Source organism: Vibrio sp. ABH4_348 (assembly GCF_056159765.1).
This window is the reverse complement of sequence record NZ_JBSWVW010000001.1, coordinates 534,404-553,655: the sequence shown is the minus strand read 5'-3', so window position 1 is coordinate 553,655 and position 19,252 is coordinate 534,404. Positions and strand designations below refer to the sequence as shown.

General features: G+C 45.8%; 18 protein-coding genes and 1 riboswitch. Of the genes, 7 read left to right on the top strand and 11 right to left on the bottom strand.

Annotated features, from left to right (window positions below; genetic code table 11):
- Positions 1-18 precede the first annotated feature (18 nt).
- From ACXAFJ_RS02580 to ACXAFJ_RS02560, 5 genes are all read right to left on the bottom strand, one after another.
- Positions 19-672 carry an L-fuculose-phosphate aldolase gene (locus tag ACXAFJ_RS02580; RefSeq protein ID WP_475321207.1) on the bottom strand — a complete coding sequence of 218 codons (654 nt, stop codon included), beginning with the start codon at positions 670-672 and terminating at the stop codon, positions 19-21.
- Complete coding sequence (gene fucU / locus ACXAFJ_RS02575) at positions 663-1,118, bottom strand: L-fucose mutarotase (RefSeq protein ID WP_475321205.1); 456 nt, start codon at positions 1,116-1,118, stop codon at positions 663-665. Before fucU ends, ACXAFJ_RS02580 begins: the two co-directional genes overlap by 10 nt.
- Positions 1,111-2,559, bottom strand: coding sequence for an L-fuculokinase (gene fucK, locus ACXAFJ_RS02570; RefSeq protein WP_475321204.1), 1,449 nt, complete (start codon positions 2,557-2,559; stop codon positions 1,111-1,113). The genes fucU and fucK overlap by 8 nt, the downstream gene beginning before the upstream one ends.
- 89 nt (positions 2,560-2,648) lie before the next feature.
- Positions 2,649-4,397, bottom strand: a complete 1,749-nt coding sequence (fucI, locus tag ACXAFJ_RS02565) for an L-fucose isomerase (RefSeq protein WP_475321203.1) — start codon at positions 4,395-4,397, stop codon at positions 2,649-2,651.
- Between the two features lie 343 nt (positions 4,398-4,740).
- Positions 4,741-5,463, bottom strand: a complete 723-nt coding sequence (locus ACXAFJ_RS02560; protein WP_475321201.1) for a DeoR/GlpR family DNA-binding transcription regulator — start codon at positions 5,461-5,463, stop codon at positions 4,741-4,743.
- A gap of 308 nt (positions 5,464-5,771) precedes the next feature.
- Between ACXAFJ_RS02560 and ACXAFJ_RS02555 the strand changes: the two genes are divergently transcribed.
- Entirely contained in the window at positions 5,772-6,524 is a 753-nt protein-coding gene (locus ACXAFJ_RS02555) for a DeoR/GlpR family DNA-binding transcription regulator (RefSeq protein WP_475321200.1), read from the top strand.
- A 64-nt stretch (positions 6,525-6,588) separates the two neighbouring features.
- Here ACXAFJ_RS02555 and thiI read toward each other — a convergent pair whose 3' ends face one another.
- From thiI to pomA, 3 genes are all read right to left on the bottom strand, one after another.
- Entirely contained in the window at positions 6,589-8,040 is a 1,452-nt protein-coding gene (gene thiI / locus ACXAFJ_RS02550) for a tRNA uracil 4-sulfurtransferase ThiI (protein ID WP_475321199.1), read from the bottom strand.
- A gap of 149 nt (positions 8,041-8,189) precedes the next feature.
- Positions 8,190-9,140, bottom strand: a complete 951-nt coding sequence (locus ACXAFJ_RS02545) for a flagellar motor protein MotB (protein ID WP_475321197.1) — start codon at positions 9,138-9,140, stop codon at positions 8,190-8,192.
- Positions 9,141-9,149: 9 nt separating this feature from the next.
- A complete protein-coding gene (gene pomA, locus ACXAFJ_RS02540) occupies positions 9,150-9,914 on the bottom strand; it encodes a flagellar motor protein PomA (protein WP_475321196.1) in 765 nt (254 codons plus the stop codon).
- A 332-nt stretch (positions 9,915-10,246) separates the two neighbouring features.
- On the opposite strand from pomA, the gene xseB reads away from it, so the two are divergent.
- The 4 genes from xseB (at position 10,247) to ACXAFJ_RS02520 (ending at position 14,437) form a co-directional block, all read left to right on the top strand.
- A complete protein-coding gene (xseB, locus tag ACXAFJ_RS02535) occupies positions 10,247-10,486 on the top strand; it encodes an exodeoxyribonuclease VII small subunit (protein ID WP_475321195.1) in 240 nt (79 codons plus the stop codon).
- 9 nt (positions 10,487-10,495) lie between these two features.
- Positions 10,496-11,380 (top strand): (2E,6E)-farnesyl diphosphate synthase, encoded by an 885-nt coding sequence (gene ispA, locus ACXAFJ_RS02530; RefSeq protein ID WP_475324045.1) that lies wholly within the window; start codon positions 10,496-10,498, stop codon positions 11,378-11,380.
- Positions 11,381-11,401: 21 nt separating this feature from the next.
- The gene (gene dxs / locus ACXAFJ_RS02525) at positions 11,402-13,270 is read left to right on the top strand and encodes a 1-deoxy-D-xylulose-5-phosphate synthase (RefSeq protein ID WP_475321193.1); all 1,869 of its coding nucleotides are present in this window, start codon (positions 11,402-11,404) and stop codon (positions 13,268-13,270) included.
- 225 nt (positions 13,271-13,495) lie between these two features.
- Entirely contained in the window at positions 13,496-14,437 is a 942-nt protein-coding gene (locus tag ACXAFJ_RS02520; protein WP_475321192.1) for a histidine ammonia-lyase, read from the top strand.
- Between the two features lie 68 nt (positions 14,438-14,505).
- Here ACXAFJ_RS02520 and ACXAFJ_RS02515 read toward each other — a convergent pair whose 3' ends face one another.
- Complete coding sequence (locus ACXAFJ_RS02515; RefSeq protein ID WP_475321191.1) at positions 14,506-14,913, bottom strand: hypothetical protein; 408 nt, start codon at positions 14,911-14,913, stop codon at positions 14,506-14,508.
- A 216-nt stretch (positions 14,914-15,129) separates the two neighbouring features.
- On the opposite strand from ACXAFJ_RS02515, the gene ACXAFJ_RS02510 reads away from it, so the two are divergent.
- Both ACXAFJ_RS02510 and gbpA read left to right on the top strand, forming a co-directional pair.
- Positions 15,130-16,191: a GGDEF domain-containing protein gene (locus tag ACXAFJ_RS02510; protein ID WP_475321189.1), complete on the top strand. Its 1,062-nt coding sequence runs from the start codon at positions 15,130-15,132 to the stop codon at positions 16,189-16,191.
- A 232-nt stretch (positions 16,192-16,423) separates the two neighbouring features.
- Positions 16,424-16,505: riboswitch (cyclic di-GMP riboswitch) on the top strand.
- Positions 16,506-16,584: 79 nt separating this feature from the next.
- Entirely contained in the window at positions 16,585-18,057 is a 1,473-nt protein-coding gene (gene gbpA / locus ACXAFJ_RS02505; protein WP_475321188.1) for an N-acetylglucosamine-binding protein GbpA, read from the top strand.
- Positions 18,058-18,119: 62 nt separating this feature from the next.
- Here the strand turns inward: gbpA and truC are convergent, their stop codons facing one another.
- Positions 18,120-18,872 (bottom strand): tRNA pseudouridine(65) synthase TruC, encoded by a 753-nt coding sequence (gene truC, locus ACXAFJ_RS02500; protein ID WP_475321187.1) that lies wholly within the window; start codon positions 18,870-18,872, stop codon positions 18,120-18,122.
- Positions 18,860-19,180 (bottom strand): YqcC family protein, encoded by a 321-nt coding sequence (locus ACXAFJ_RS02495; RefSeq protein WP_475321185.1) that lies wholly within the window; start codon positions 19,178-19,180, stop codon positions 18,860-18,862. Before ACXAFJ_RS02495 ends, truC begins: the two co-directional genes overlap by 13 nt.
- Positions 19,181-19,252 lie beyond the last annotated feature (72 nt).

Genomic DNA, 19,252 nt, shown 5'->3' with positions numbered 1-19,252 from the left:
ACCGCTTTCACGACAAAACTATCTCTCTACACGCAAACCGTAGGTTTTGAATTTTTCTAACACATGGTCCATTTCGGCTTTCGGCAAGACAGTTACCTCAGCTTGCACAGACAAGCACTTGAGGTATAAATCCGCCAACACTTCCGTTTCATGTGCCAACCACAGCGCTTTCTTCAAGTTTTCGCCTACGGTGATCATGCCGTGGTGTTGCAACAAAATAGACTTGCTTTGCTTGATGCCCTGCTCGACATATTTTGCCAACTCTGGGCTTCCAAAGGTGGCGTAAGGGACACAAGGGATTTCATTGGTGCCCGATGCTGCCACCATATAGTGAATGGCTGGAATTGGACGATTGAGAATAGACACCGCCGCACTGTTGATTGCATGATTGTGCACCACAGCTTGGCAGTCTTCTCTCGCCAAATAGCAAGTCATGTGAAATGCCCACTCACTCGACGGGATTTTTCCTTCTTCAAATTCACCGTCTGCACTGACAAACACGATATGGTTTGGTGTTAACTTGTCGTACTCGATACCTGTTGGCGTGATCAACATACCGTTTTGGTAGCGAACTGAAACATTACCCGCTGTACCTTGGTTCAGGCCCAATCGGTTCATCTCAAGGCACGTTTCAATAATTTCTTGCGATAATTGCGCTCTTTCTACTGACATCTTTCTGTTCCTAAAACTGGCGTCACGCCTTTTTTCAAAATAATGTTTCCATACTTTGCTGTTTCACCGGTTAAAACCACAGCAAAGCAAGATTCAACTCGCTGATAAAACTGGAATCGCTCCATGTGTTCGATGGCTGGTGGTTTACCTGTGGTTTGGCAGATAGCACTCATGTAGCGAGCCTCCACTGCCGGATCAAGTTGATCGCCGGGCACCGCCGCCATCATCACCACAGGGCATTGGCTGTACTGATCAAGCTCAAACAGCGGTAGAACCCCAGATAGCAAGGTATCTATCTTTACGCCATCGGCACGCAGGACCAATTTCTTGCCGAAGGTATCGGCAGGGAAATGCGCGTCGGCGAACAAAATCTCGTCTCCGTGCCCCATTCTGCTTAAAGCCGCCAATAGATCTGGGCTAATTGCTGGATGTATACCTTTAAGCATCAGACTGCTCCTGTTTAATATCTTGATAAATAGCGCTTTGCACGCCTGGGTGGACCAGTGTGAATGATGGTTTCATTGCCTGCTGAGCGTGATTGGCATTTTCATACACGCCGGCGCCCGCAAATGCGTACATGGCTGCCCCGGTAACTGTGGATTCAGGTTGGTCAACAATGCAAATGGGGATGCCAAGTACATCAGCACGAATTTGATTCCACAGAGTGTTTCTTGAACCACCACCAACCACCATGAGTCCATCCGCCTTAAACTGGCTAATCTCCGCCAAGGTAGACAAGCTTCTATCTAACTGAAGTGCTAAGCCTTCAAGCGCTGAGCGGTAGATTTCACCGCGAGTGGTGTTAATGGAAAGACCATTTAAGCTGCCATTGCCGCGATTGTTGGCATCGAGCAAAAAGTCGGGGTTAAAACGGGTACCATTACAGCCAACTGGTACTGTGCTACCTTCGGAAATCATTACGGCATACTTATTCGCGTCCTGCTCTAGCTCAGCAAAGTACGTGTTGGCAACCCATTCCATTACCGCACTAGACAACCATTGAATTGCCGGATTATAAAGACCATTCTTGGCATCAAATTCGGTCGTCAGGCCCAGCTGCAAATACTCTGCTTTTAGTGCTGGACGCGCTGCGCGAGCCATTAAGATCTCCCAAGTACCGGAGCTCAGGAACGGCTGATTCTCTTTTACACCCGAACCGAACAACGCAAACTGGGTATCATGACCTGCGGAAATCACTGGCGTGCGATCGGGTATTCCCAACAAATAGGCCACATCTTGACGAGTAGTACCTACGACTTCGCCAGCATCAATCATAGGTGGGAAGTGGGCATGGCCTAATCCCAAGTAATCTAGGGTTGCTTGATGCCAATCACCGGTTTTCAGATCCGTCATCATAGACGTCCCAGCCATGGTGCGATCGGTGGTTAACTCGCCCGTCAATTGATTGGTGATCATGGATGAAATAAACACCCATTTATCCATGCGTTGGTATACGTCTGGCTCGTTATCTTTCAGCCACTTCAACTTAAACAGTGTATTGAATGAATAGTCACCTATACCGTTATCTTGGTAGAGCGTATGACGGTCTAACTCACTCGCCACTTGCTCCATGACTGGCGCAGTTCGAGAACACTTCCAAGAAATAATCGGATAAATTTGTTGGCCATTTTTGTCAAAAGGCGCACCATCAACACCAAAGGTAGTGACCGAGACCGCAACAATATCTTGCGCATTGATTTGCGCGGTTACCTTGTGGCAACACTCCACAAGCTTGCGCCAAATCTGCTGATAGTCCCAAACGTGTTGTGTTCCGGTTTGTAGTGTTTCATTCGCGATGTAGTGCGATGCCTTAATAGCACCTTTATGATCGACGGCGATCGCTCGTACATTGGTCGCACCACAATCGAGGATGATGACAAGAGACATGGGGAACTCCTCTCTATGCCCACTCCGCAGAGTGGGCAATTTGTCTTACTGTTTTGTTTGATTTGAATTCATCAACAAACTGATATGTGTTAGTTGTACACTGGACCAAAGTTTTGACATGCTCGGTAGTCTTGACCTTCGACGTCTTGACCAAATGCAGACCAAGTATGAGGGCGGAATACGTCTTTGCTGTCCACGTTGTGCATCGATACCGGAATACGCAGCATGGATGCGAGTGAAATCAGGTCAGCACCGATATGACCCGAGGTAATCACACAGTGGTTAGCGCCCCAGTTCGCCATCACGTCATACACTGACTTAAACGCACCTTCACCAGTCAAGCGTGGCACAAACCAAGTCGTTGGCCATGTGGCGTTAGTGCGTTCATTTAAAATGTGGTGCACCTCTTCAGGCAGTTCGATGGAATGACCTTCTGCAATTTGCAGTACTGGCCCTAACCCTGCAATCATATTGACTCGATGCATGGTGAACTTCATGCCACCTTCGGTTAAAAACTGAGAAGAGAAGCCGCCCCCCCGGAAGTATTCTTCAATCGCTGGGCACCACTTAGTTGCGTTGAGTGAGGCTTCTACCTCATCTTGAGTCAATTCCCAATGCGGCTTAATTGCGGGTTTACCTTGCGCATCGCGTGCCTTACCCGCACCGTCCAATGCCGCAGAACCAGAGTTCACTAAGTGAAGGAAGCCAGTGTCAGGGCGAGTACCCGTTACGCGCTCAACCGCATCTTGTGACCAGTAAGTACGCACATCGTGGAATACTTGCGCTTCGCCAGTGAGTAATTTGCCAAACATCATATTTACACCATTCAACGCGTCGTTTTCTGTTGCGACACAAATTGGTTCGCGGATGCCGTTCCAGTCGAATGATGAATTTAAAATGGCTTCTGAAAAGTCGCCGTTAGGCAGGTGATCGGTCCAATGACGCTGACCTTGGAAACCACCCAAAATTGCATTGCGGCCCATGGCTTCTTCACCGAAACCCAGTTCAGCCAGCTTGGGGTTACCTTGCATTAGGTCACGCATGATCATTGTCATCTTGACCACCGTTTCCCAATCTTGCGCTTTGCGCTCTTCGCTAAATGGCGTGGCGTTGTAGTCTTTGCCTTCTTGACAGAACTGCTTCACCCAAGACATCGCAAGCTCAAATTCCTCTTTGTCATACACTTCGCGATCGATGCGGCGCTTAATCTCCATCATGTCGACGTATTCATTGCGCATGCCCAAATACTTTTGGAAAAACTCAGGGTTAACCACTGAACCCGCGATCCCCATCGATACTGAGCCCATTGATAGGTAAGACTTACCGCGCATCGTTGCGACAGCAAGACCCGCTCGGCAGAAGCGCAGAATTTTGTCTTGCACATCTGATGGGATACTTTCATCACCTGCATCTTGCACTTCTTGACCATAAATCGAAAATGCAGGTAGGCCGACTTGAGAATGCCCTGCCATTGCCGCCGCAAGGTAAACCGCACCCGGACGTTCTGTACCGTTAAAGCCCCAAATGGCTTTGGGTGTATGTGGATCCATATCAATGGTTTCGGTGCCGTAACACCAGCAAGGCGTAACCGTTAATACCAAACCAACATTCTCTCGCTTGAACTTGTCCGCGGTCGCGGCTGACTCAGATACGCCACCAATAGTCGTATCGGCAATGACACATTCAACCGATGACCCACAAGTATGACGAATGTTGTCTTCTATGAATTGGGCCGCGCGTTTGGCCATGTTCATCGTTTGATCTTCCAGTGATTCACGAACCCCCATTTGACGTCCGTCGATGGTTGGGCGAATACCAATTTTTACTAAATTACTCATAGTTACATCTCTCAAAAATCCGGTGTGGTGTTCAACTTGGCATATCCGCTTGTGACCGACTCACTAATCACAAGATCTTGATAGAGAAAATTCCAAATCCACAAAAAATTCAAATCGTGTTCGCATCCAAGCTGGCTTCTTTAACAAAAAACAACCAGGCCAATGTCCATTGCTAACAAGGGTATCAATAAAGCCTGTTTTCCTATGTGTGATACAAATCATGGTTTTTAACCAACCATGAGCTGATGAAGTGAAAGTTGAAATCGGGCACAAATATTCGGTCATTCGATGTGGCAAATCAGTCAAAGCCATCGAGTTCCCACATTTCTTGATTGTTTACCCCTTAAAAAACGGGCGCTTGAGATAAACTTTGATGGCTGATGACAATATCTATGTCGTCGTACTCGCAGATCTTAATCACACTGCGCTTTTTCTGTTTGCTGGTGTCAGCAAGCAAAATGGTTTTGTTGGCCGTTTGGATTAACGCGGATTTGATATCTCGATTTTGCTCATTGGAATCCCATAAGCCACTTTGCTCATCAAAGCCTTCGCAAGAAATAATAGCGAGATCGATGGAAAGGTTTTGCAAATTGTTGCGCGTCAACATGCCGTAAAAGGCTTTATATTTGTCTGAATACACGCCACCTAACATGATGCAAGTGACGTTTCTTTTACTTGTTAAAGCAGTGACGTTGTTTAGCGAGTTGGTGACCACAGTGCAGCGAATATCTGGCATGGTTTGCGCCACCCACCAACTGCTGCTACTGGCATCCAATCCAATCACCATATCCTGATAAATATGGCTAACCACTTGCTCAACCAGCAGTTTCTTTTCTTTGCTGTTCACGTTGGCTCTGGCGTTAAATGAACGTCCTTCATCCTGCATATCGCGATTAATGGCGCCACCGTGAATTCGAGTCAACTCGCCACGCTTTTCCATCTCACTCAGATCGCGACGAATCGTCTCTGGGCTGACATTGAGGGTTTGTACCAGATCCATCACCGCAACCTGACCAAACTTTTTCAATTCAGACAGAATAAGGCTCTGTCTAAGGTGCACCTTCATTTCATTTATCCTTTATTGCGACCTGAGCACATCAACTCGGATATTGAAATTGACCCGGTTCAAAACCCACATAAAAAGCAGTCAAAACCGAGTCAGCCAGCACAAAAAAGCCGTAATTTAGGCCAAATTTACAGCGATTCAAGTTGGCCTATATGACCGAATAATCCCACTTTGCACCCAAACGGGCACATTTTGACCGAGCTTTATTGATAGTTATCACAGCTAAGAAATATAGTTCACACGGCCCCTTTACCAAAAAAGTGAAGTCGCCGACTCTAGGGGGGTTAGACCCTTGTTAGGAATACAGTATGAAGTCGCGCCATCAGTTGATTATTGACCGACTTAATCAACAGGATTTTGTCTCTGTTAGTGCGCTTGCCCATCAGTTGCAAAGCTCTGTCGAAACCATTCGTCGAGATCTCAAATATCTAGATAGGCAAGGGTTGCTGTGCCGAGTACACGGAGGCGCAAAACGAAATACGGTGTCTGATGTTGGCGCCCCGCTAAATATTCGTCAGAAACACCAAATAAAGGAAAAACGCGCTATTGCCAGTCGGGCACTGAAGCTAATTCAGGACGACATGGTGATTGCGATTGATGCCAGCTCTACCACATTACAGTTTGCAAAAGTGCTGACTAATACTCGATGCACAGTCGTGACCTCAGCCTTACCCGTGATCGAAGCTTTGGCAAACAACAAAATGATTGAAGTGATTGCCACGGGCGGAAGCTATTGTCACAAGTACCGAACCTTCTTTGGCTCGATAGCCGAAAATATGCTGGCGCGAATTCAAATGGATATCGCCTTTATTTCGTGCAGTGCGTTAGATACAAACGGCGTGATTTGGGATTCGAATGAGAATAATGCTTCGTTAAAACGCCGGCTAATGGACAGCGCCGAGCAGGTCGTCTTGCTCATCGACAGCGGCAAACTACATCGAAAACATCTGGTCTCTTTTGGCGAGCTGAAAGATATTGATATTGTGGTTGCTGAACAGCGCTTACCCGATGATATCCGAGCTCAGTTCGATAAGCACAACGTTTTGATTTTGGACAACTAAGGTCTACTGGTGAGATCATAAAAAAGCGACCTTGAAATCAGGTCGCTTCGTTTGTATCTGGTGGTTATGCCTTTTTATATACTTTGACGTTGTGGAAGCCCTGCTCTTGCAAATACAAAGCTTGTAGGCGGCTCATTACCCCGCGGTCACAGTACAACAGGTATTGTTTAGATTGGTCTAAGTCGCCAAACTTAGTACTTAACTTGAAGAACGGAATATGAGTAACCATCACCCCTTCAATTTCCAACGGATTGTCATCTTCTTCTTCCGGACTACGAATATCGAGAATAACATCGTTTTCACCGATAAGATTAACCGGCTCAACTTCCGGCGCTTGTTCTAATGACTGCTCAGCAATGACACGGATATCCAACACTTCGGCATCATAGACAACTTGATCCAGTACTGAAAAGTCGAACTTCTGCTCTTCCGCTTCCAGCTTGCCCTTGACCGCTTTTACGGTTGGGTTCTTAGAAATCACACCACAATATTCTGGCATGGTTTTGGCGAAATCTTCGGTACCGATCTGACGCGCCAGATTGATGATGTCATTTTTGTCCCAGTTAATCAGTGGGCGCAAAATCAAACTGTCTGTCACGTTGTCGATATGGCGTAAGTTGGTCAACGTTTGGCTTGATACTTGACCAAGTGCTTCGCCAGTTACCAGTGCTTGAATACCAAACTTTTCAGCAACCATTCCTGCAGCACGCATAAACATACGCTTGAGGATGACGCCCATTTGTCCATCGTCGATATTCTCAAGAATTTGCGCGACCACAGGTTCAAAGTTGATGCTAATAAACTTAACTTTCGCCGATGAGCCGTACTTATCCCATAAGTAATGTGCAACTTGCTTAACGCCAATTTCGTGTGCCGGGCCGCCTAAGTTGAAGAAGCAGTAATGTACTTTAGAACCGCGTTTAATGTGCAGGTAACTCGACACCCCAGAGTCGAAACCTCCAGAAATAAGGCTTAGAACATCTTCTTGGGTACCCAGAGGGAAACCACCTAGACCTTCATAACGGGCAATCACTTGGTTAAGTGTTTCGCTGCTCACTTCAAAGCTGACCGTAACATCGGGCTTTTTCAAGCGGACGCTGGCACTCTCCACCAATTGGTTTAGACCGCCTCCAACATAGCGTTCCAATTCAATGGAGGTGAAGTCGTGTTTGCCTTTGCGCTTGGCGCGAACCACGAAGGTTTTGCCTTCCAAATCTGTTGCCACACGTTTAGCGACTTGCTCGTAAATGTCATGCAAGTCTTCAAACGTTGATTGTTCCACTTCAAGTACGTGGTGAATACCCGGCGTTGTAGTTAGGATCTCAATGACCTCATTATAGAAATCGTGGCTTGGGGCGGATAACTCGATGTGATCACGACGGTTAAATACCGCGACACCTTTGGTACGACGCTTGATGATATTGCGAATGTTACATTCAAGAATTCGAGTGAAACGCTTGCGAACCGAATCGCTTTTTACAAATATTTCTGGGTGTGGTTTAACAATGAACTTCATAACTTCTTCGCAATTTAATCGCTATCATCAAGGCGTTCTACTGATTAGATTATAGAATAGCCACATTAAAGGCGGCAGATTATACCCGAAGCGTCGCACATAAAAAAGGCGAGCTCGCCGCTCGCCTTTGACCTGTTTACTCCACTCTATTACTGGGGAGCCGGGATGCTTGGCACTTCTTCGCTAAATATCGGCTCACCTTGCATTATGCTGATTTCAACTCGGCGATTTCGAGACCGCTGCACTTCCGTATCGTTAGGACCTAAAGGCATGGTGTCGGCTAGACCTCTCACTCGCAGTCGCTGTGAATTGAAGCCGTTCACTTTTTCCATTTCGTGAGCCACCGACACCGCTCGTTGAGCAGATAAGTCCCAGTTGGAACGGTAAAGCTCTGAATCTAGTCGTTGGTTGTCTGTATGACCAGAAATGCGAATAATACCGGGGACATCTTTCACTAATTCGGCAACCTGGCGAACAAGTGGGCGGAACTTAGGTTGCAGAAATGCCGAACCTTCAGGAAAGGCACCCTTCTCTCGAATACGAATCACAATCTGCTGCCCTAAGTTTTCGACTTCAATTGCGCCCTGCTCGATTTCGCGCTCCAACGCTTTCTTCACCGTTTCCAACAAGGTTTCCACTTCTTCTGACATGGATTCCGACTGTTGTTCTTGCTGTTCGGCTTCAGTGTTTTGGTTGTTTTGTGTCGCGGTATCGGGAGACTGACCACCGCTTTGCTCGCCTTCTTCTTTCTGAGCACCACCAGCGCGATCGGACTCGCCTTCATGAAATTCTAAGGTTTGCTGAGTAATGTCCATGGTTTGCTGCATGATGACATCAATCGGTGTCGGCTCAGGACGGCCAGGTCGAAACTCTTGCGCAATGATACTGGTGCCTTTGGGAATGTCTTTTACTTCCAATCGATTTTGTACACCAAAGGCAAACTTCATTGAGCCAGCTATTTGTTTGAACTTAAGTACGTCCATCTCTGAGAACGAAAGCAACAGTACGAAGAAGCACATAAGCAGTGCCATCAAATCCGCAAAAGTACCCATCCAAGCTGGTAGACCGGGAGGGGGACATTTACACTTTTGCTCTTCCATCGCGCTCTCCTACTCGTTATCTACGTCTAAAGCACGCTTGCTTTCGTTCAAGTAGTTTTTGAGGTAACTGTCGATGACTCGTGGATTTTGACCATCTTGGATTGCCAAGACGCCATCCATAATAAGACGGCGATTTAGTGTTTCTTGGTCGCGGCGAAGATTCAGTTTATCGGCAATGGGGAAGAACAACATGTTTGCTAGAATTGCGCCGTATAAGGTCGTCAAAAGCGCAACGGCCATTGCAGGGCCGATCGCCTTAGGGTCATCCATATTTGAAAGCATGGCAACCAAACCAACCAAGGTACCGATCATTCCCATCGCAGGTGCTACGTCACCAAACTGTTTGAATACCGCAGTACCAAACTCATGTCGCTCATCGGTCAACGCTATGTCTTTCTGTAAGGCCGCGCGAACCACGTCGGCATCGTGACCATCGACCAAGAGATCGATACCTTTTTGCATAAAGCTGTTCGTGATTTCCATTTCTTCCAACGCCAGAAAACCACCTTTACGGGCCGCGTCGGCCATTTCAACCACTTTAGCTATGAGATCTTCAGGTTCGTCAGCCTTAAACATAAAGGCTTTACCGGCAATTTTGAATGCACCAAAGAATTGCCCCAAGGTAAATTTGGCAAGAACAACAAAAGCTGAGCCACCCACAACGATAAGTACCGATACGGTGTCGACAAACATCATGATACTGCCGCCCAATACCATCGCCATGATGACGAATGCAAAACCGCCTAATATCCCCAACAGCGTTGCTAAATCCACAAAGCACTCCTCATGCTATTTCTTGCCCTCGAAAAGTATATCGGCAACATCTTAGAATCTTTAGTTTTTTCTGGATGATTGCGCGTCGGATTGCTGTGTAATGCCACACTTTGCAACCAGTCCGAAGCTCTCAAAGTCGTATTTCTAATTAAAAACCGTGTTTATTCTATATTTACTAAGTAAAGCATACGTCAATCACAATAAAATTTCGTTTCAAGCTATGGAAATTACCCGAAATTGAGTCGAATTTTGTGACATTTTATCGAGCATTGATTTGACCCATTACCAGCGCTGGGGTAACGTTCGTCCATCTTTAACAAGTACGTAATGTTATGGCGAGCAAAAAACCAGAAAACATGTCATTCGAAGCGGCAATTGAAGAGCTCGATGACATAGTGCAACGTTTAGAAAACGGAGATTTAGAGTTAGATGACGCACTCAAGAAATTTGAGCGTGGTATTTCACTAGCTCGCGCTGGCCAACAAAAACTGACTGAAGCTGAACAGCGCGTCAGTATCTTGCTCAATCAAGACGATGAAGCGCCTTTGTCACCTTTTGACAATGAGGCCTAACTCTTGAATTTGCTAGACCTACTGCCTGAGCTAAAACAACGCAACACAGAGCAATTGGCCAAGTGGCTGAATGCCCTACCAAACCAATCCGTATCGTTAGTCCAGGCTATGGAATATGGCTTGTTACTAGGCGGAAAGCGCGCCAGACCATTTCTTGTCTACGCCACCGGGCAAATTTTTGGTGCCTCACTAGAAGATTTAGATACCCCGGCCTGCGCCGTTGAGTGTATTCACGCCTATTCTCTTATTCACGACGATTTACCAGCCATGGACGATGATGAGCTGCGTCGTGGGCAAGCGACTTGTCACATCAAATTTGACGAGGCGACAGCAATTCTAGCGGGAGATGCCCTGCAAACCTTAGCCTTCTCGATTTTGGCAACGGGTGTTTTAAGCGCTGATGCTGAATGTAATCGAGTAAAGCTAATTGCGGAACTCGCGCAAGCATCCGGTGCGCAAGGCATGTGCCTCGGACAAGCCTTAGACCTTGCCGCAGAAAACCAAAGTGTGTCACTTGAACATTTGGAAGAGATTCACCGTAATAAAACAGGAGCTCTGATTCGGTGTGCCGTGGTGATGGGTGCACTCTCTGCGGGTGAAAAAGGGACTCAATACCTACCGGAGTTGGATACATTTGCTCGAGCAGTCGGTTTAGCGTTTCAGGTACAAGATGACATTCTGGACATCGTTGGTGATACACAAACTTTGGGTAAGCCCCAAGGCTCAGACCAAGCGCTCAACAAAAGCACTTATCCCGCTTTGCTAGGATTGACTGGAGCGCAACACAAAGCTAACAATCTTTTACAAGAGGCGCTTCAAGCCCTCGAAGCAATACCATACAATACAACAATACTGGAACAATTCGCCCGATATGTCGTCGAGCGCAACAACTAAAACTCAATAGCGCGCATTATTATGGCTTTAGATATTTCAACATATCCGACATTGGCTTTGGCCAACACCCCTGACGAGTTGCGTAGCCTTCCAAAAGAGACGCTACCCAACCTTTGCGACGAATTGCGTACCTACCTATTAAATTCAGTCAGTCAATCAAGCGGTCACCTAGCCTCAGGGCTGGGCGCAGTGGAACTTACCGTCGCCCTACATTACGTCTACAACACGCCTTTTGACCAATTGGTTTGGGACGTGGGCCATCAGGCTTACCCTCACAAAATTCTTACCGGTCGAAGAGAACAACTACCCACTATCAGACAAAAAGGTGGATTGCACCCGTTTCCTTGGCGTGAAGAAAGTGAGTACGACACCTTGTCCGTAGGCCACTCCTCTACTTCGATCAGTGCGGCATTAGGCATGGCAATCGGTGCTCAACGTGAAGGAAAAGATCGCAAAGTAGTCAGTATTATTGGTGATGGTGCCATCACCGCTGGTATGGCATTTGAAGCCATGAATCACGCTGGTGATGTTCACCCAGACAACTTGCTTGTTATCCTGAACGACAACGAAATGTCAATTTCTGAAAATGTAGGCGCTCTTAATAACCACCTTGCGCAAGTTCTTTCTGGCAGCTTATACACCTCGATTCGAGAAGGTGGCAAAAAGGTATTATCAGGCGTGCCGCCGATCAAGGAGCTAGTACGTCGGACTGAAGAGCACCTAAAAGGCATGGTAGTGCCAGGCACGTTATTCGAAGAGCTCGGCTTTAACTACATTGGCCCTGTAGATGGGCATGATGTTAACGAACTGGTCAAAACATTGAAAAACATGCGAGAGCTAAAAGGTCCGCAGTTTTTACATATTATGACCAAAAAGGGCAAGGGCTACGAGCCTGCGGAAAAAGACCCAATCGGCTATCACGCGGTACCAAAGTTTGACCCGAAAGTGTCGAGCCTAACCAAGGCTCCGGCTTTAGGTCCTACTTACTCCAAGATCTTTGGCGATTTCTTGTGTGATATGGCAGCTAAAGACGACAAGCTGATGGCAATCACACCGGCAATGCGTGAAGGCTCTGGTATGGTGCGTTTCTCCAAGGAATTCCCAAATCAGTACTTTGACGTCGCTATTGCCGAGCAACACGCTGTTACACTAGCGACGGGTATGGCCATTTCCGGGTACCACCCTATTGTTGCGATCTACTCGACCTTCTTGCAGCGCGGGTATGATCAGCTTATTCACGATGTGGCCATCATGGATTTACCTGTGATGTTCGCCATCGATCGCGCTGGTATCGTCGGTGCTGATGGGCAAACTCACCAAGGTGCATTCGATATTAGCTTTATGCGATGTATTCCTAACATGGTGATCATGACGCCAAGTGATGAAAATGAATGCCGTCAAATGCTTTACACCGGCCATCAACACCAAGGCCCAAGCGCCGTTCGTTATCCACGTGGAACTGGTCCGGGCACAGAGATTCAAGCTGAGTTCAGCGAGCTTGAAATAGGAAAAGGACGGATTACCCGCCAAGGCGAGAAGGTTGCCATTCTAAACTTTGGTACTTTCCTACACGATGCCGAACTCGCGGCGCAAGAAATCAATGCCACTGTTGCCGATATGCGATTTGCTAAACCACTAGACGAAGCGTTAATCCGACAGTTAGCGGCCGATCATGATGTGTTGGTTACGGTTGAAGAAAATGCGATTGCTGGTGGCGCTGGTGCAGGCGTTATTGAATTCTTAATGAAAGAAAAGCTCATGGTACCAACGCTTAACTTAGGCTTACCTGACAAGTTTATTGCCCAAGGTACACAGCAACAAGTGTACGCTGAACTTGAGCTGGATGCCCCCGGTATACAAAAGCAAATTCAACGATATTTGGACAAGTAGTTTTTACCAAGCTCTCAACTTAACGCTCGGTTTTACACCGGGCGTTTTTATTTCCAAAAAAGAACTATTACCCCCTCAAAACACTCATTTTTTTGATTATTCTCATTTATTTTACACCTTGAAATAATAAACTAACTCTAAGTCGTTGGAGTGGGATTTACCAACGCCACAAACGAAATTTACTCAATCATTAAGGAGTCTAGATTGAGTGATATGCAGTAACTTATGAAATTACACTTTTATCGTAACCTTTCCACCTTTGCAGTTTCTCTTCTTCTAACTGCGTGCAATGTTGACCAAGCTTCCACAGATTCCCCGCAAAGCACCGTCAACATTTACAGCTCTGTCGAAAATTGTACCTCAGACATTGATGTGCCAAATTGTCATTTTAAAACAGGAGTTTACGTATTAAAACTTGATACCGGAATCACCGATGAGCAACATCAACGCGTTAAAGACCAAGTATCTCAATACTTTTCAAAATCGAGTAACCAAACAAGAGCTCTCTACAATCAAAAACGAATTGTTATTGGATTGATGGCTGATGAACCAAACCCAAGCTCACCGAGTACTTACGACAGTTTTGTTCTCAAACTTGCAGACAGCATGAACTCAAGAAATGGCGTACCTAAAGTCCTAGATGGTATCGAGTTGGTCTACACCAACCTTGCTGGGAAAGACGAAACGCTGAAATTAACAACTTACCAAAAGTTGATTCAACTATTTGATTATTACATTGACGGAAATAGCAATACGACAGCTGGCGTTGAACTTAAGGCGGCCTATCAAGCCTTCTTAGCTATCCTCTCCGTCCAAGCGTCATCTGGTCTCCCTGAACATTTACTTTACAATCCTTGTAACTATGGCAATGGACAACTCCTAGCAAATACTTGCCCAATAAGCTCGGAAGATACCGAAGGTAAAGGTAGCTTAGACCCAATTCATAGCTTGAACTCTGATTTAAACCCAGGGGCGATTATTGGGCTTGCCTATGAATATATGCTCGACCCAAGCAAAGCTGAAATTGGAGAGCTTAAAGGCTCTAGTGGTACAGTGTTTCAAAACACAGGGTTAATAGGTCAAGGTACCGCTAATGCGATTAATTGGTCTAACCCAGCTTTCAAACCTCTTGCTGATTATATTAAGAAGTGGCATCTCACCAACTAACGGCCAATCCAATAAAAAAAGCCATCTCTTTTCTTAGAGATGGCTCTTTAATTCAGAGACTTATTAACTTAAAAGTCTAGCCATTTTTTAATGGTGTCAGCATTAATTTCAAAAGTGGCTTCTGAGGACTCGCTTACAGAACTCGGCACCGCCGAATCTTTGGCCTGATTGAAAGCCTTAGCACGTTTATCCCAAGACGGCTCGTGTATTGGCAACGGCACTGGCATACCGGTTTGGGCTCTTCTCGTTTTTTCATCTCTAGCAAAATACTGACAATCGCCTGATTGCCAATTTTCGCCTCGCATCTCTAACTCCAAGCGAGCTCGATATTGGTTGGATGCCTCTTCACTATTGTAAGACATATCACACAAAGTTAACTTATCGGCTTCCGATAGTTTAACGTTTGAATACTTGAGGCCCGTGCAACCTACAATAGATACGGTGAGAAATGAAACAGCTAGGAATTTAACAGTCATAGTATTTCCAAAAACAATGAGTTCAATCCTTGAGCCAATCTCCTTAGGTCTTTCAGCTATACTGCTAGACAAGACGCTGGTCACAAATTTTATAATCATTTACTTACGATTCAATCATTATCTATATCAAAACAAAATGTTAAGATCGAATTCTCATTAGTAAGACATTGACCAACCTCCACTTTGAATATTGGTCGCTTATAACGTGGATAATCTATGACCTTAGACACTGACTCACTACTAAACAGAAAGATTATTCATCTGATTTGTTGGCTCGAAGCGTCGTTGTCTCTGATCACTTTGGCTTTATCTGTTTTAAGAACTGAAGAACTCGGATGGTCAAACCGTGACGCTATACAACTGGCGTTGGTTCTCTGTTTGATAACGCTAGCAATATCTTCATCCAAGCTTTCAATCAAGTATTGTGCAATTTCGCTTTTCAGCGTTAATATTTTGATCTTCTTGGCAGGTTTTCTTACTTTAGGCCCATTGGCTGGTTCTGTTTACTTTCTGCCAATAGCTATATTCATACTGGCACTGTTCAGTTCTCCTAGGGTTTTCCTCTATGTTCTAGCTACAGTCCCTTGCAGCATTGCTTTTATTGCCTATTTGTTTATCGATGGAAAGCTAAGCTATCAGGTTAATGTTGATGCCTTACTATACTCATACAAACACTGGTTGGTTTATGGCTTTTGTCTAACATTATGTGTTTGGATAACAGGCTACACGCTCATTAGCTACCGAGAACGCTTGCGCCTATCGCTTTTGAAACTTCAACAACAAAAAAAACAGTTAATGCATCAAGCTGAGCATGATGAATTAACTAATATGATGAACTTCAGAGCGTTTCGCAGCAGAATGTGCACACCCTCTTCACCAGTATCACTTTTGTTTATCGACCTCGATGGATTTAAACAGCTTAATGACTCTAAGGGGCACGACATAGGTGACGAGTGCTTAAAAGCGGTTGCCAATGTAATCCATACGCAATGCAAAGAAACTGGATGGAGCTGCAGATTGGGTGGTGATGAATTTCTTGTCGCTGTTTGCCAAACGACACTAGAGAAATCCATTTATACCGCTGAAAATATTATTCTTAAAATCAAATCACTAAATTCGCTAAGCGGTGATAATTTCAATGTTTCCGCATCGATTGGTATAGCATTCACAACAAACCCAGACACTAGATTAGAAGTGTTAAAAAAAGCAGCTGATCAAGCAATGTACGACGCTAAAGCCGCTGGAAAAGGACAATGTAAAACAACCTTTTTGAATTAGAGACACAAAACGTATCTTTTAAGCCAACGATTTTTGCGAGCTAAATTGATATTTATTTACAATATTTACAATAGCTTAAAACAAAACTGGAACATTGCTCCATTTTATAACCCAACGTACCGATAAAGCCTTTCTTTCATTACCAAATCGCATATATAGTCGCCCTGCTTTTAAGATTTGAATCACTGCAGCTCACACAATTCAAAACGTCTTGTGTATCAGTGTTTATTTCAATTCACATCGGCAAACTGTTCGAAAGTGCAGGACGCAAAGCCACCGGTCTACGGCATAGCTATGACAGCGGGGTTGCAATAGAAACAATGGGCCTCTTGCCATGTCTCACCTCAGGTCTTGTCCGTACAGTTGTCGATTATCAAGATAACAAGGACCCGTATGAAAAAAGCCATTCTCACCTGCTTACCAATTATTGCCGCAGGTACACTTTCAAGTTTCTCAACCACCACCTATGCCCACGGTTACATCAGCAAACCTGAATCGCGTGGTTTTCTGTGTCGCAAAGGCGAAAATACCAGTTGTGGTTCTGTCGTTTATGAACCTCAAAGTTTAGAAGGGGTAGATCGCTACCCTGAAACGGGCCCAGCTGACGGCCAATTAGCGAGCGCGGGGTTGCGCGTATTCTCGCCTCTGGATGCACAGACGGTAAACCGCTGGACTAAACGCCCTATAAAATCAGGCGCCAACGAGTTTACTTGGACTTTTACTGCCGCTCACTCAACTCGCGATTGGCGCTATTTCATCACCAAAAAAGATTGGAACCCCAACCAACCGCTCACTCGCGCGCAGTTTGAGTCTGTGCCATTTTGTAGCTATTCAGGCAACTTTAGACAGCCACCACGTACCTTGACTCATTTGTGTAATGTTCCTGCTGATCGCAGCGGTTACCACATTGTGATGGGGGTGTGGGATGTCGGCGATACGCCAATGAGTTTTTACAATGTTATCGATGTGATGATCGATAATGGCAATGCCGGGGACGTGCAATGGAATGATGTGGGTGACATCCATGCCAGTCATGACTTGGCCGTCGGCGACAAAGCGATTGCTCGCGTATTTAGTGGCTCAGGTGAAATCACGTCACTCGCTGTAGAGCTTTTGATTGAAACGGCTCAGCAAGGAGACAAAAACACCTGGCCTAAGCTACTTGCGGAAAAAATCAATCAAAGCCAATCTTGGATGCAAGCGGGACTACTGGATAAAGACAATCAGGTTCAACCGATTTCCGGTAAAAATGAAATCTACGCTCAGTCAGGTTCTGGCATAGAGCGCGTAGAAATTGGCTATAAAATAGCGCCGCCTCCCGCCGCCAATGTTTCTATCACGGGCATTGGGCATCGATACTTTGTCGAAAATGACGCGGTTAACTTTGCGTTTAATTTTGATACCGATATGGCAGCAAAAGTAACCGTGACGCTCAATCAAGGTACTCATACTGTTGCCAAGTTGGAAAAACAAGTTGAGGTGGGACACACCGCTTTTGAATTGCCGTATCCAAATGCCAAAGCCGGCCACTACAACTTGACAGTAAGTCACTTGGCGGAGAACGGCTCTCAAGCTCAAAAAGGCTTTCACCTAAACATCTTCAACCAAGATACCAATCCAGGGGAGCCGGGTGGTGGTGACAACCCAGGAGGTAACCCAGGTAGTGCGGAATACACCTTCCCTGACAGCCTAACAAGCTATAAAGCAGGCACGGTGGTTTTCCAACCCAAAAACGGTAAAAACTATCAGTGTAAGCCTTGGCCAAACAACGGCTACTGTGTGCAGTACTCTGCGGGGTCGAACCAATTTGAACCCGGTGTAGGTTTGTATTGGACTATGGCCTGGGAAGAAGTTCACGCTCACTAAAAGCGCACGCCAACAAACAAGAAGCCCGAACCAAGGTTCGGGCTTCTTTTTCTGGATTGGGTTTATTTGGGAGCTGACCAATGAAAGCTTTCAAAAAGCCGTAACCAATTTTCATCAAAACCCGCTTCAATCTTGATCGCGTCATTGGTCACCGGATGCTTAAACGCTAGACTCGTCGCGTGCAGCAATAATCGATGAATGTCGTAGTGCTCTCGATACAAGCGATTATGACGACCATCTCCGTGGCTAGTATCACCGATAATCGGGTGACTTAGGTGGTGCATATGCCGCCTAAGTTGGTGTTTTCGTCCCGTCAGTGGCTTGAGTTCAATCAAACTGTAACGGCTGGTTGGGTACCTTCCGGTTGAGTGTGGCACTTCTACCTTTTCCAAAGAACGATAATCGGTAATTGCAGACTGCGCCTCTTTTTCCTGAGTCGCAAACTTGTCGGCAATTTTGTCATGCTCAACACTCAGCGCATAGTCTAAGCGAGCGGCTTCCGTAATCCACCCTCGTACAATCGCGTGGTATGTCTTTTCAATGTTGTGTTCGGCAAAGATCGGCATGCACTGCGAGGCAACTTCACTAGAAAGCGCAAATAACAACACACCTGAAGTCGGTCTATCTAAACGATGAACGGGGAAAACGTGTTGTCCTATTTGGTCTCTCAGCGTCTGCATGACAAAGCGAGTTTCATGTTTGTCTAACCAACTGCGGTGAACCAACATGCCTGCCGGTTTGTTTACCGCTACCAGCCATTGATCTTGATAAACTATTTCCAATTCAAAATCGGATGGGGATTCTACTTCTGACACAGGGTATCGATCTCTTTGATAATAGATAGAACTTGGCTTACATTCTGCTGCTCTTTCCAAACCTCATCGAAATAAGGCGTCATTTCAAACCCAAGTGGCAAAGGCGAATCAGATTCAATGATTTCGCTAAACTTAGGAATGAACACCCATTGCAACCACTGCTCTGGCTGTAATGCATCGGCGGCAAAAGGGACACCGCTACGCAACGCCGCACTTTCAGGTTTAGTAGGGCTCCAGAGGTTGGCTTCCGACAACGCCATTCGTAACGCTTGAAGCTGAGTTATGACCATTGAGTTACGCTTATTCACGCTTTTGTTATCCACAGCGGTAAAAAGGTGGGTAGAATACCACTTTATTTTTAAAACCTCTCGGAACTCGGA

What these genes read in the sequence shown, in the direction of transcription:
- xseB (WP_475321195.1), top strand. Translation starts at nt 10,247, where the DNA reads ATGGCGAGCAAAAAACCAGAAAACATGTCATTCGAAGCGGCAATTGAA.
- ACXAFJ_RS02515 (WP_475321191.1), bottom strand. Translation starts at nt 14,913, where the DNA reads ATGACTGTTAAATTCCTAGCTGTTTCATTTCTCACCGTATCTATTGTA.
- thiI (WP_475321199.1), bottom strand. Translation starts at nt 8,040, where the DNA reads ATGAAGTTCATTGTTAAACCACACCCAGAAATATTTGTAAAAAGCGAT.
- fucK (WP_475321204.1), bottom strand. Translation starts at nt 2,559, where the DNA reads ATGTCTCTTGTCATCATCCTCGATTGTGGTGCGACCAATGTACGAGCG.
- ACXAFJ_RS02545 (WP_475321197.1), bottom strand. Translation starts at nt 9,140, where the DNA reads ATGGAAGAGCAAAAGTGTAAATGTCCCCCTCCCGGTCTACCAGCTTGG.
- dxs (WP_475321193.1), top strand. Translation starts at nt 11,402, where the DNA reads ATGGCTTTAGATATTTCAACATATCCGACATTGGCTTTGGCCAACACC.
- ACXAFJ_RS02510 (WP_475321189.1), top strand. Translation starts at nt 15,130, where the DNA reads ATGACCTTAGACACTGACTCACTACTAAACAGAAAGATTATTCATCTG.
- ACXAFJ_RS02560 (WP_475321201.1), bottom strand. Translation starts at nt 5,463, where the DNA reads ATGAAGGTGCACCTTAGACAGAGCCTTATTCTGTCTGAATTGAAAAAG.
- fucU (WP_475321205.1), bottom strand. Translation starts at nt 1,118, where the DNA reads ATGCTTAAAGGTATACATCCAGCAATTAGCCCAGATCTATTGGCGGCT.
- gbpA (WP_475321188.1), top strand. Translation starts at nt 16,585, where the DNA reads ATGAAAAAAGCCATTCTCACCTGCTTACCAATTATTGCCGCAGGTACA.
- ACXAFJ_RS02520 (WP_475321192.1), top strand. Translation starts at nt 13,496, where the DNA reads ATGAAATTACACTTTTATCGTAACCTTTCCACCTTTGCAGTTTCTCTT.
- ACXAFJ_RS02555 (WP_475321200.1), top strand. Translation starts at nt 5,772, where the DNA reads ATGAAGTCGCGCCATCAGTTGATTATTGACCGACTTAATCAACAGGAT.
- fucI (WP_475321203.1), bottom strand. Translation starts at nt 4,397, where the DNA reads ATGAGTAATTTAGTAAAAATTGGTATTCGCCCAACCATCGACGGACGT.
- ACXAFJ_RS02580 (WP_475321207.1), bottom strand. Translation starts at nt 672, where the DNA reads ATGTCAGTAGAAAGAGCGCAATTATCGCAAGAAATTATTGAAACGTGC.